The sequence below is a fragment of the Chloroflexus sp. genome, assembly GCF_034431535.1.
Taxonomy (GTDB): Bacteria; Chloroflexota; Chloroflexia; order Chloroflexales; family Chloroflexaceae; genus Chloroflexus.
This window is the reverse complement of sequence record NZ_DAOUDC010000023.1, coordinates 1-12,469: the sequence shown is the minus strand read 5'-3', so window position 1 is coordinate 12,469 and position 12,469 is coordinate 1. Positions and strand designations below refer to the sequence as shown.

The window sequence follows — 12,469 nt, the reverse complement described above, 5'->3', positions numbered from 1 at the left end:
GCTGGGCGCTCTCGCGATGACAGGGTGCGGCAATGAAACTGCCGCACTCCATATTGGAGCATACCTATCACTGGCCGCAGTTCACCCGATCAAGCAGCGAGGTGACAGCGTATATCGCGCGCATGGTTGGCGCCGGGACGCCGGTCAGATCGGCGAGTTCGACCACTGCCCCCAACAAGGCATCGATCTCGGTCGGACGTTTGGCCTCGATATCTTGCAGCATCGAGGTCTTGTGCGCGCCGATCTCTTCGGCCATGCGGATGCGGCGCTCGATCGAGACCGGGAAGCGCACCCCTAGCCTCTCGGCAACTTGTTGCGCCTCGGCCATCATCGTCGCCGCTAGGGTGTAGGTTCCCTGATCAGCGATGATCCGGTCAAGGGTGGCGCGGGTCAGGGCGCTGATCGGGTTGAACGAAAGATTACCCCACAGCTTGAGCCAAATCTCGTTGCGAATATCGGTTTTCACCGGTGCGCGCAAACCAACCGACTCGAGCAACTTGCTCAGCCGCAGCGCTCGCTCGCTCCGGCTGCCGTCGGGTTCGCCGAGCGTAAACCGGTTGCCTTCCAGATGCCGGATCACGCCGGGCCGCTCGATCGCCGCCGCCGGGTAGACGACACAGCCGATCACGCGCTCGATCTTGGTGTTGGCCGCGATCACCCCGCCGGGATCGACCGCCTCGATCTGGCGGCCTTCGTAAGGACCGCCGTGGCGGAAGAAATACCACCACGGAATGCCGTTCTGGGCATAGACCACCGCCGTATCCGGGCCATAGAGCGCGCGCATCGGTGCGGCCAGCGCCGGCAATGATTGGGCTTTGACCGCTACGATCACCATATCGTGCGGGCCGGCGGCAGCCATATCGGCGGTAGCCAACGCCGGATGCACCACCTCTTGGCGGCCATCGCGGTATTCGATGGTTAACCCGTTGGCTTCGATCGCAGCCAAGTGCGCGCCGCGGGCAATCAAGGTCACTTCGGCGCCAGCCTGTATCAACTTCGCGCCCAACCAGCCCCCGATCGCGCCGGCCCCGACAATGCAGATGCGCATATCAATCCTCGCTGTGATGAACAATGGTATCTCATTTAGTTGTCTCTTGCCCCACCCCTAACCCCTTCCCCGCCGGGCGAGGGGCGCGGCTGGCGAGAGTATTTACCGCAGAGGGTCAATCGGGGACAGCACGTTTGCGTGCGCCTCCAATCCCATAACCCCTTCGCGCCCTTCGCGGAGCCGGACAGCCGTCCGGCTTCACCGCGCCTTTGCGTTTAAACTCTTGGCGTCCTTTGCGGAGCCGGACAGCCATCCGGCTCTACAGCTCCCTCTGCGCCTCTGTATTTACAGTTTGCGCAGATACACCCGTTCGAGCTCGTGGCGCGACCCTTTGACCAAAATCAGATCGGCGCTCCAGCGCGTCGGCTCAATGTTCTGTTTGAGGTTTACATAATTGATTTCGCGCCAAATCCGGCGAGCGGTAGCAATCGCTTCAGCCTCGCTCAGCTCGGCGTAGCGGCGGAAATACGATGACGGATCGCGGAACGCCGTCTTGCGCAATTGCAAAAAGCGCTCGATGTACCACTGTTCGAGATCCCGCTCGTCGGCGTCAACATAAATCGCAAAATCAAAAAAATCCGACACGTAGAGCTGCGGTTCGCGCCGGGTATTGGCGCCGCGTTGCAACACATTCAGCCCTTCGACAATCAAGACATCGGGGTGATCGACCACCTGAAACTGATCCGGCACAATATCGTACGTCAAGTGCGAATAAACCGGCGCGCTCACCGGGCCATACCCCGACTTGATATCAGCGATGAATTGCAACAGCCGGCGTCGATCATAACTTTCCGGGAAGCCTTTGCGGTGCATAATGCCCCGCTCTTGCAGCACCCGGTTCGGGTAGAGAAAGCCGTCAGTGGTCACCAGATCCACCTTGAGTTGGCCGGGGCCACGCGCCAACAGCGCCTGCAAGATACGCGCCGTGCTGCTCTTGCCCACCGCTACGCTACCGGCAATGCCGATCACGTAAGGCACGCGGGCCGTTGCCGAACCAAGAAACGCGCTTGTTGCCTGATACAGCCGGCAAGCGTTTTCGTAATAGAGCTGCAACAAGCGCACCAGCGGTAGGTAGATGTCGGCCACATCTTCCATCGAGACGCTATCGGTCAAGCTTACCAGTGAGTCCAACTCGTCGGTGCTCAACGGCAAAGGTGTGCCATTCCGCAATGCCGACCATTCCGACCGCGAAAAACTCACGTAGGGCGAGAGACGCCGTTCGAGTTCAAGCTTGGGGATCATGCCGCTTCCTGTGTGTCAACGCCGGAGGTGGTGGCCGGCAGCGTCGTTGCGACGATGAGCAGACAATGCGTTGTCATTTGCCAATAACACTATCATACCGCAATTTTGGTGCGGATTGTAAAGCTTTTCACAGGCGCGTTATAAGCACAGGGTGTGGAGTGCGGCAGTAAGGCTGCCGCACTCCATGGCAATGCGCTGAGAGTGTCGGCTTGCGAGTGCCAGATAGTTCCTCTCCCGGTGGAATGCGGCAGTCTTACTGCCGCATTCCATAGAAAACGTCCTACCTACGCCAACCCTAGCGTCTTGGCCATCGTGATCCGCTGCAGCTTGCCGGTCGCGCCCCGTGGCAACGCGCTCAGGATATGGATCGTGCGCGGCACTTTGAAATCGGCCAACCACTGGGCGCAGTGATCGCGCAGTTCGCGTTCGCTGGCCTGCATCCCTTCGCGCAAGACCACTGCTGCATGCACTTCTTCACCCAAGGTCGGGTGGGGCGCCGCAAAGGCCAGCGCCTCGGCGACCGCCGGGTGGCGCAGCAGCACATCGTCAATCTCAAGCGGTGAAATCTTCTCACCGCCGCGATTGATCAGCTCCTTGATCCGGCCAGTCAAGCACAGATAGCCATCGTCATCGAGATAGCCCTGATCGCCGGTACGGAACCAGCCATGCACAAACGCCGCCGCGTTGGCTTCGGGGTTGTTCTCGTAGCCGTCAACCACGTTCGGCCCGCGTACCACCACCTCACCCTTCACCCCTGCCGGCAACAAGTTGCCGCTTTCGTCCATGATGCCGACTTCCACCCCAAAACCGATCCCGACCGAGCCGGGTTTGCGCTGGCCGGGTGGCAGCGGGTTCGAGGTCATCTGGTGCGAGGCTTCAGTCATCCCGTAGCTCTCGATCACCGGCGCGCCAAACACCGCCTCCATCCGCTCCATCACCACCGGCGGCAGCGGTGCGCTCGACGAGCGGATGAAGCGAAACGGGTTGGCGGCGATGATCGCGGCATTGCGCTCGGCGCGGGCTAGCAGCACCTGATGCATCGTCGGCACCGCCGAATACCACGTTGGCCGCGCTTGTTCAACCCAGCTCCAGAACTTGAGGCCATCGAAGCCGGGAGGGCAGATGACCGCGCCGCCGGCTGCCAGTTGGCTGAGCAACGAAGCGACAATGCCGTGAATGTGGAACAGCGGCATCACGCAGAGCGAGCGGTCGACAGGGCTGAGCTGGTAGGTAGCGATGATGTTAGCGGCCGAAGCAACCAGATTGCGATGGCGGATCGGCACCCGTTTGGGCCGGCTGGTCGTGCCGCTGGTGTGTAGGATCATCGCCACATCATCGGCTGTGGCCCAGCCATCGTGGCGCGGCGGGCCGGCCTCGCCGGCAGTGCTGAAGACCAAGCGGCCATCAGCGTCGAGCGTTGCTTCGATTAACAGCATCCCCGGACGCAACGCGGCCCGCGCTTCGTCGCCTTCGCCGGGAGCCACAATCAGCGCGCGGGCATTGGTGTCTTCGTAGTAGAAGGCAAACTCGTCGCGGCGGTACTTGGGGTTGAGCGGCGCAGCGGTGGCCGCCGTCGCCGCGGCGAGAAAGGCCATCGCCATCGCCGGGCCATTGCCGAGTGCGATTGCGATCCGGTCTCCCCGGCCCAACCCACGGGCTTGCAACCATTCGGCCAACTGGCCGACCTGCGCGCGCAGATCGGCAAACGTCCACACCGGACCTCCCGGCGCGATCAAGGCCGGATCGCGCGCGTCGCCGGCGTGCAAGAGATCAAACAGCGTCGCTCTGCGTGTCGTCATAGCGCGGCATTCCCTATCTACGCAATGTACTCTATCTGTTACCAACCAACCGCCAAGCCATCGCAACGCGACTCGGTGCCGGCAACGTAGCAGCCGCTCGGCAAGCGCCAAATTACCTGCCCGCGACCAAAGCCGCCCAACTCGCTTTCGACCACTACCTGATGGCCGCGGGCCGCCAGCCCCTCGATCACGTGACGCGGTGTTTCGAGTTCGAGTCGTAGCGTACCATCGCGTTCCCAGCGCCAGCGCGGCGCATCGAGCGCCGCTTGCGGGTGCAGACCGTAATCGAGCGTATTGACGACCACTTGTGTATGGCCTTGCGGCTGCATATGCGCCCCCATCACGCCAAAGGGGCCGATCGGCGCGCCGTCTTTGCTGAGAAAGCCGGGAATGATGGTATGGAAGGGGCGCTTGCCCGGTGCCACGTGATTGGGATGGCTAGGATCGACCACAAACCCGCAGCCCCGGTTGTGCAGCGCAATGCCATATTCAGGTACCACGACCCCCGACCCAAAACCCATGTAGGTCGATTGGATCATACTCACCATCATACCATCACGGTCAGCCGTCGCAAAATAGACCGTGCCGCCCTTGGGCAACGCCGCTGGGCCATAGTCTTGGGCTCGCTCGCCGATCAGCCGGCTGCGCGCCGCCAGCCGGTCGCGGTTAAGCATCTGCGCCACCGGCACCGGCGCTTTGGCCGGATCGGCCACATAAGCAAAGGCATCGGCAAAGGCTAACTTCGTCGCTTCAACCTGCCGATGAAAGGCATCTGCCGACTCGCGGGGGAACCGGGCCAGATCAACGTGGTCAAGGATGCCGAGCGCCATCAATGCCGCAATCCCCTGCCCGTTCGGCGGAATCTCGTGAACGGTATAGCCGCGATACTGCATCGTAATCGGCGTCACCCACTCTGAATGATGGGCCGCCAAATCCTCGGCCCGCAGCAAACCGCCGGTAGCGCGAGCAAAGCGGTCAATCGCGGCGGCAATTTCCCCATGGTAAAACACATCAGCGCCGTGACGGGCAATGAAGCGCAGAGTGCGGGCATGGCCGGGGCTCATGAACCGCTCGCCGGGGCGCGGGGCGCGGCCATCGAGGCTAAAGGTAGGCAGAAAACCGGCAAACTCCGGGCCGGTGCGGGCATGGGCCGCCGCCACCCCCCGCGCCCAAAAATAGGTCACCATCGGCGGCGCCGGCGCACCCTCTTCGGCATACGCAATCGCCGGCGCCAGCACCTGCGCCAGCGGTAAGCGGCCAAACCGCTCGTGCATATCGCCCCACAACTGCACCACTCCCGGCACCGTCACCGGCCACCAACCATGCACCGGCATCTCGGTATGGCCGGCAGCGGCCAGCGCCTCGGCGGTCAAGGCGGCTGGCGCCGCGCCCGATCCATTAATGCCATGCAGGGTATTGCCAGCCCAAATCAGGGCAAAGCCATCACCTCCCAACCCATTCGAGGTTGGTTCGAGCACCGTCAACGCCGCTGCCGTCGCAATCGCCGCATCAACCGCATTGCCGCCGGCTTGCAATACCTGCATCCCGGCCTGCGACGCCAGCGGATGGCTGCTCGCCACCACGCCGCGCTCGGCCACGACCGGTACCCGCCGTCCGGGGTAGGGGAAATGGTGCAGGTTGAGATCCATGAATACAGCTCCTTCACATCACTGAGTCGCTATGGGTGAGATATTTGATTATACAGTGAATCGTACATCCCAATGACGCAGCTTGACATTGCCGCCCGCGAGTGTTATCCTACATAACAACGACATAACGTGTGTTACGATCGCGGATGATCGGCTCAGTGGTTGGATGCGGCCTGGCGTTGCACGCCGGGCGTTTTTGATCAGCTCCTTCATCAAGGTCGTATCATCAGTGATTATTTCGCTGTCGCCGAGCAAGCCGATTACGAACCTGCTTTCTCTTGAACTAGCCGGAAATGCTATTGAACGACGGTGGTGACATACCATCCGACGAAACCGATACACTGGCATTGCCGTCTCGGAGCTGCGCTGCTATCCGCACGTCATCTGACCAGCCACGCGACAGATCGGTGGCACATAGCCTGCCTGAACAGGAGCGGCTACTATGGACGATGTAACTGCTACCGCTCATCCGGTTGAATTGATTGCAGATATGCCAGACGATCCGGTGATGAGTGATGAGCTTCCCCCCCTTGCCTCTGAATTGCTGAAGCACAAAGTCATGCTCACCATCGTCGAGCAGCAGCAGCGGCGTGGCTGCCAATCCTCGCTCGAGACGGTGCAAGATGCATTCATCCATGCCTATTTCTCGCCCTCGGTCGAAGCGCTCATTGCCCGCCACCGCGAATATCTTCCCTCTACCGATTTTGATCTGATTCGCCGCGCGTATGCGCTCGCCGCTGTTGCCCACGAAGGCCAGCGCCGCCAGTCAGGCCAACCCTACCTTGATCACCCGATTGAGGTTGCCCTGATTTTGCTCGATTTGAGCCTCGATACCGAATCGATCGCCGCGGCGCTGCTGCATGATGTGGTCGAAGATACCGGCGTGCCGATCGAGGTGATTGAACGTTTCTTTGGCAAGCAAGTCGCTAATCTCGTCGATGGCGTGACCAAGCTCTCAGGGTACGAGAACAAGAGCAAAGAGGAGGTGCAGGCCGGCACCTACCGCAAACTGATTATCGCCTCGGCTGATGATCCGCGGGTGGTGTTGATCAAGCTGGCTGACCGCCTGCACAATATGCGCACCATTCACGCCACCCCGCCGCACAAACAGCAGCGTGTCGCGCGCGAGACGCTCGATATCTACGCGCCGCTGGCCCACCGCCTCGGTATGTGGCAGATGAAGTCGGAGCTCGAGGATCTCGCGTTTAAGACCCTCCATCCCGATCGCTACAAAGAGATTGCTCAAGGTCTGGCGATGCGGAAAGAAGCGCGCGACCGCATCGTCCAGCGGGTGATTGCCCAGTTGAAAGAGGCTCTGGCCCGCGAAGGCATCAAGGCCGAAGTGACTGGCCGCTCGAAGCATATCTATTCGATCTGGCGCAAAATGGAGCGCAAAGGGGTGCCGCTGGAGCGGATCTATGACCAGCTCGCGGTGCGGATTATTGTTGATGATCCCAACAACGAAGTGGGGGAATGTTACCGGGCGCTCGGCGTTGTCCATAGCAAAATGAACTGGACGCCGGTGACGCAAGAGTTCGATGATTATATCGCCGCCCCCAAAGAGAGTTCGTATCGCTCGATCCACACCACGGTCATCCTGCCCGAAGGCGTTCACTGCGAAGTGCAGATCCGCTCGCGGAAGATGCACGAAGAGGCTGAGCACGGCATTGCCGCCCACTGGCGTTACAAAGAAGGCTTCAATACCCGCAGCGACAAAGACTACGAAAACAAGATTCGCTGGTTGCGCGAGTTGATTACGTGGCGCAACGAGACGACCGACAGCGAATTTGTTGATATGCTACGCGCCGAGTTTGAAGAGCGCGTCTTTGTCTTTACGCCCAAAGGCAAGATTATCGACCTGCCCGAAGGCTCGACACCAATCGATTTCGCGTACCGCATCCATTCGGAAGTAGGGCATAATTGTATTGGCGCCAAAGTCAATGATCGCATGGTGCAGCTCAATTACGAGCTGCGCAACGGTGAGATTGTCGAGATTCTGACCTCGAAGACGCCGCGCGGTCCTAGCCGTGACTGGCTGCGCATTGTCAAGACACCTTCGGCCAAAAACCATATCAAACGCTACTTCCGCCGGCTCGAGCGCGAAGAGAATATCGCCGCCGGGCGTGAGATGCTTGAGAAAGAACTACGGCGCGTCGGTCTCACCCACGTGAGTTTTGAGAAGCTGGTTGAGCTGGCCGGCCCCTCGGTACGCTCGGTAGAGGATCTCTTCTACCAAATCGGGGTTGATGATATCAACGAGCGCAAGCTGGTCGCGAAATTACTCGATGCTCAAGCGCCTCCTGCACCTGCGCCGGCGCCCGCGCCAAGCCCCACCCAACCGATGGCGCAGGTAAGCGCGAGCGGTGAGATCTACCTTGCTGGTACTGGCAAAATCCCATCGCGCATCGCTCGTTGTTGCAATCCGATCTTTGGCGAACCGATCGTGGGCTTTACCACTCGTGGTCGTGGTGTGACTGTCCATCGGGCCGATTGCCGCACCCTCCAACATCTGAGTGAAGCTGAACGGGATCGTCTCATGCCGGTCTGTTGGGGCAACGGTGCGGTGACAAACCAGACCTTCCCCGTGCCGTTACGGATCGAAGCGTGGGATCGGGTTGGATTGTGGCGCGATATTTCTAATGTGATCGCCGAAGCCGGCATTAATATCACTGAAGTCAATCATGGCAAACCACGCGCCAATGGCCGGATGGCGTTGAATGTCACCGTCTCGCTCCAGTCAATGGCCCAGCTCTCGCCGCTGATCGAGAAAATCAACCGCATTCCCGATGTGCTTGATGTCTATCGCAAGACCTAGCCGAGCAACAGTTGGAGATGATCGACGCGATCCGTGCTGACCTGCTCCAATGGTTTACCAACGATGCCCGTGACCTGCCATGGCGACGTACCCGCGATCCGTATGCGATCATGGTCGCCGAAGTGATGCTTCAGCAGACGCAGGTTGATCGGGTGATCCCGAAGTATCAGGCGTTTTTAGCTGCCTTTCCCACCATAGAAGCTCTTGCTGCCGCGCCAACTGCCGATGTGATCCGGTTGTGGGCCGGGCTTGGCTACAACCGACGTGCCGTCAATTTGCAACGAGCGGCGCAGGCGATTGTCACCCGCCACGACGGGCGGGTGCCGGACTCGGTCGCCGCCTTGCGCGCCTTGCCCGGCATTGGCCCTTATACCGCCGGTGCAATCGCCTGCTTTGCCTTCGAGCAAGATGTCGCCTTTCTCGATACGAATATCCGGCGCGTGGTGCGCCGGCTTTGCGTTGGCCCTGACCATGCAGCAGCAGCGACCGAGGCCGAATTGCTGGCCCACGCCGAGGCGCTAATTCCGCCGGGGCAAGGTTGGGCGTGGAATCAGGCGATCATGGAGCTAGGCGCGCTGATTTGCACTGCCGCGAGCCCAGCGTGCCGGCGCTGCCCGTTGCGCCGGCATTGCCGCGCTTATGCTGCCGCGGTCGCCGCTGATACCGCTCTGGCTGAAACAATGGCCGCTCCTGCGCTCAAGCGTGTTGCCGAGCCGCGCCCTGCCGAACCGTTCGTCGGCTCGCGCCGCTGGTACCGGGGCCGGATTATTGCCGCGCTGCGCGCTCTGCCTGCCGATACGGCGTTACCCCTATCCGAACTGGGCCGGCAAGTGCGGCCTGATTTCGTGGCTGACCATGAAGAGTGGCTTCAGCAACTGGTGCGTGATCTCGCCCGTGATGGGTTGTTGGTGATCACGGAACAAGGCGTGCGCTTGCCCGCTTAACTCCGGCATAGGCCGTTAAGCGTTTGGCAAGAGCATCTTGTTCGCATCCAACAAAGAACGATCTGCGAATATATCCTATTATGTATATGCCAATCTGGTCTTTGCCCTCGTTTAGTACGACAAAAGGCACAAAATATCTTTAGCAACCAGCGATAGACGCAGGCAGCCTGGTCGATAGCTGCCGTGCTGTTTTACTAGTGCCTCCTTTTCGGACAGGCAACGGCGCGCTACAAGGAGACGCCTTCATGTATACTATTCCGTCGCCCGTGCGCGGATCGCTGATCGGATTGTGGAGCGCTGCTATCCTTGTGGGGGTGATATCTTGGCTCTTAGCGCCGGCTACCCCGCTCGATGTGGGTTCGTGGCTGGCTGCGATCCTCTTTGCGCTCGGTCTGACCATCTTTGAAGCACTGACTATTGTGCGCCAGCATGATCGTCCACTCACCGTAATGCTCGTCTTGCTCATTGCCGCGATGATCATCTTGCCGTGGCCGCTGTTCCTGCTCGCCGTCGCTATTGGTGCGGTGGCCGGCGCGTTAGCGCGCGCGGCACCATGGTGGCAGGCGCTCTCGTTGGCTGCGACGCGCTGGATCGCCTTAACTGCCGGCAGCGTGGTGTTGATGATCTTTGTCCAACAGCACACCTATGGCGCAACCATGGCTTCGCTAGCGGCAATCGTTGGGTTGATCGGCAGCGGGTTGGTTGTCTATCTGATCGAACGGGTGGCAAGCGCGAGCTTGATCGCGCCGTTCACGGGGGAATCCTTGCCGGCGGTGCTGCGCTTGCGTCTCGACGATGCCGGTTGGTATGCGCTCATCTTTGCCCCCTTGGGTGGGATGCTGGCTATCCTCTGGCAGCAGGAGGTGTGGGCCTTTGCCCTTGGCATCGCCCCGCTGGCAATGGTGCAGATCAGTTTGCGCCGCCAGCACAAACTCGAAGAGGCGTTAAACATCGCCGACGCCCAACTGCGCACAGCCAACGCCCGGCTGTTATCCCTCTCACGCCAAAGCGAACATTTGCAAAGTCTGGTTGTCTCATTGATGGCGAGCCGTGATGTGCCAACGATGCTCAATCTGCTCGGCGAGCGGCTAAGCGCGCTGATGGAAGCGGATAGCGCATGGGTGACGTTGTACGATGAGCATGGCAATCTGCAATTGGTTGCGTCGCACCATTTGCCGGCGCCGACCGAAGGAGTGGGGCCACAACCTATTCCGTTGCCCCGCGACTACGAGTTCGCCCTCGAACGGCGGCGCGTCACGCTCTTTACCGACCAGCACGTGCAGACGCTGGCGCCAGTGGCTGCCTTGACCGAACACTCACCTTGGCAAGCGATCATTCTCTTGCCGCTGTTGGATGAGCAGCAACCGCTTGGCACCGTCTGTCTGGCGTTTGAGCAGGTGCGCGGCCTCAAAGAGGACGAGCAACGTCTCTTGGCTGCCTTTGCCCGCCATGCTGCCGCCGTGATTCAAAACGCGCGCCTCTTTCGCCGTTGGCAAGAAATGCAGATCGAGTTGGGCCGGTCGGCGAAGCTGGCTGCCGTTGGCACATTCGCTGCCAGTATTGCGCACGAATTTAACAACCTTCTCTCTGGGATGCTCGGCTATGCCCAATTAGGGTTAGCCGACGGCGAGGTTGAAACGAAAAATGAGGCGCTGAAGGTGGTGCTCGACACCTGCAAGCGCGGGAGCAGTATTACTGGTAGCTTGCTGACCTTCGCCCGCCGGCGTGAATCGCGGCGTGAGCTGTCGGATTTGCGTGAAGTGATTGATGGTACGCTCACCTTGATGGAGATTGAATTACGCAAACACAGCATTCAGGTGGTGCGCCAGATCGAGGTGGTGCCCCTGACGATCTGTGATGCCGGCCAGATCGCGCAGGTCTTCCTCAATCTGCTCACCAATGCTCGTGATGCAATGAAACCGCAGGGTGGCGTGTTGACGGTCACGCTTAAGACCGAGCAAGGCTGGATTGTGTTGCAAGTTGAGGATACCGGCTGTGGCATTCCCGAAGCCATCCGTCGTCATATCTTTCAGCCGTTTGTCACGACGAAACATGCTACCGGCAACCAGTCGGGCACCGGTTTAGGGTTGGCAGTATCGTATGGGATCATCCAAAATCACAACGGTCGTTTCGATGTCGAGAGCGAGGTTGGCAAGGGGACGACCATGATCATCCGCTTGCCGATTGTGCAGGAAGAGCCAGCCGAGGCGGCGCCGGCACCGATCCCTTCGCTTCACCTGCTCGTCATCGACGACGATGAAGCGGCGGCGCACGGGTTAATTGAGTTGTTGGAAAGAGCCGGCCATCGTGTCACCTATTGCGCTCACAGCGCCGAGGCGGTCGCTATCTATACTGCTAACCAGTTTGATATGGTGCTGAGCGATGTAGTGATGCCTGAACTTGATGGGATCACGTTGCTCAATGTCTTGCGCTCATACGACCCGGTCGCTAGTGTCATTCTGTTCACCGGACAAATCGAGCCTGATCAAGTAGCGGCAATGGCGGCGAGCGGCGCGTATGCGGTGCTCCGCAAGCCGTTTGCCGCCGATGAGCTGATGGCTGCTATCCAAGCCGCTTACCACGACCGCGAACGCACCCGCCGCACCATCGCCAGGATCACCGAACCGGCCTCGCTGCGGTGAAACGGGGGTAACGCAGAGGCGCAAAGCGAGCAAAGCCGCAGCGGTTTTAACGTAAAGACGCAGGAGAACGCAAAGGAAGCAGCGGGAGTTGGTATGCTCCTCACCCTCTGCGTCCTCGACGGTCGCCTGATGCCCCCACCCCAACCCTCCCCTTCGGGGGAGGGAGCTAGCAGCGCCCCTCTCCCGCCGTGAGGTGGGGGAGGGGGCCGCTTTCGGGGATAGGTATTTGCGGTGAGTCGGCCCACCTCGTATCATAGATGTCCCCACTCCCACCGTGATACGAGATGCCGCATGACTCACCACAAGGCAGGAGCGGAATGGACGGCACGC

Annotated in this window: 7 protein-coding genes; 3 read left to right on the top strand and 4 right to left on the bottom strand. The window is 60.4% G+C overall.

The features are described from left to right. Positions 1–67 precede the first annotated feature (67 nt). The 4 genes from U9R61_RS06085 to U9R61_RS06070 all read right to left on the bottom strand — a co-directional run bounded on the left by U9R61_RS06085 (position 68) and on the right by U9R61_RS06070 (position 5,738). Positions 68–1,048, bottom strand: a complete 981-nt coding sequence (locus U9R61_RS06085) for a 2-dehydropantoate 2-reductase (RefSeq protein ID WP_322487928.1) — start codon at positions 1,046–1,048, stop codon at positions 68–70. A 285-nt stretch (positions 1,049–1,333) separates the two neighbouring features. Continuing rightward, entirely contained in the window at positions 1,334–2,290 is a 957-nt protein-coding gene (gene coaA / locus U9R61_RS06080; RefSeq protein ID WP_322487927.1) for a type I pantothenate kinase, read from the bottom strand. A gap of 284 nt (positions 2,291–2,574) precedes the next feature. Continuing rightward, positions 2,575–4,089, bottom strand: a complete 1,515-nt coding sequence (locus U9R61_RS06075) for an acyl--CoA ligase (RefSeq protein WP_322487926.1) — start codon at positions 4,087–4,089, stop codon at positions 2,575–2,577. 38 nt (positions 4,090–4,127) lie between these two features. After that, positions 4,128–5,738 (bottom strand): gamma-glutamyltransferase family protein, encoded by a 1,611-nt coding sequence (locus U9R61_RS06070; RefSeq protein WP_322487925.1) that lies wholly within the window; start codon positions 5,736–5,738, stop codon positions 4,128–4,130. A 442-nt stretch (positions 5,739–6,180) separates the two neighbouring features. Here U9R61_RS06070 and U9R61_RS06065 point away from each other — a divergent pair, with 442 nt between their 5' ends. From U9R61_RS06065 to U9R61_RS06055, 3 genes are all read left to right on the top strand, one after another. Next, the gene (locus U9R61_RS06065) at positions 6,181–8,553 is read left to right on the top strand and encodes a bifunctional (p)ppGpp synthetase/guanosine-3',5'-bis(diphosphate) 3'-pyrophosphohydrolase (protein WP_322487924.1); all 2,373 of its coding nucleotides are present in this window, start codon (positions 6,181–6,183) and stop codon (positions 8,551–8,553) included. Positions 8,554–8,570: 17 nt separating this feature from the next. Next, the gene (locus U9R61_RS06060; RefSeq protein ID WP_322487923.1) at positions 8,571–9,497 is read left to right on the top strand and encodes an A/G-specific adenine glycosylase; all 927 of its coding nucleotides are present in this window, start codon (positions 8,571–8,573) and stop codon (positions 9,495–9,497) included. Positions 9,498–9,742: 245 nt separating this feature from the next. Beyond that, positions 9,743–12,139 (top strand): ATP-binding protein, encoded by a 2,397-nt coding sequence (locus tag U9R61_RS06055; RefSeq protein ID WP_322487922.1) that lies wholly within the window; start codon positions 9,743–9,745, stop codon positions 12,137–12,139. Positions 12,140–12,469 lie beyond the last annotated feature (330 nt).